At 38.9% G+C, this 725-nt stretch carries 1 protein-coding gene; it reads right to left on the minus strand.

Going from position 1 to position 725, the window contains the following annotated elements:
* Nucleotides 1-270, minus strand: a 270-nt coding sequence (locus A3761_RS00795; RefSeq protein ID WP_156491466.1) for a hypothetical protein, incomplete at its 3' end; no start/stop codon positions are given.
* Nucleotides 271-725 lie beyond the last annotated feature (455 nt).

Below are 725 nucleotides of genomic sequence, written 5' to 3' on the forward strand. Positions count from 1 at the left end.
GTCACCTACGTCACTTGTGCCCATGTCATCATATATATCTTCAGGATATACCCGGTATATTCTATCGGTGCCAAAATCGACTACCCTAAGATAGCCATCATGCATGGTAATGCCTTGAGGGGATGTAGGTGTTCGACCATCACCGCTTACATTATTAATAGTCAGTGTTGTTAGGATATTACCTGCATCGCCGGGCGCAGCAGATAAAAACTGAGCGTAGAGAAGAACAATAAATGATAGGGAGGTAATACTCAGTTTTCTTATTGGCATCTGATTATCCATGGCTCTTTATGTTCAAAGACATTAAGTAATAAACGATCGGTGTTAGCTTGTTGCGCGGTCTGGCTTTTATGAAGCGACTTTATAGAAATGAATATTGAGGGGCTTGGTAGAGCAAAATTGTAAAATCATGAAAGAACTTTGAACTCTGTCTCATGAATCTGCCTGTTAGATGTAGCGCTAGCTAGGCTTGTCTCTTTAAAGAAATAAGTGCTTGTTTAAGTTATTGTTTACAAACTAAAAAATTGTAAAGTCATGAGCGTACAGTTGTTAGGTTTTATCATAGAAAAAGCCTATAAAAAACAGTGGCATATAAATGTGAATGTTACTAATGTTTATATTTTGAGAGGGGTGTGTAGGTTGAGTTTCTGTGATGTTGGTCGGTTTTGGATGGCTTGGTGGTAAATGGCGGCTATATATCGGTGGTTAGAAGGTGGGTTGATGTC

This window comes from Oleiphilus sp. HI0123, assembly GCF_001635315.1.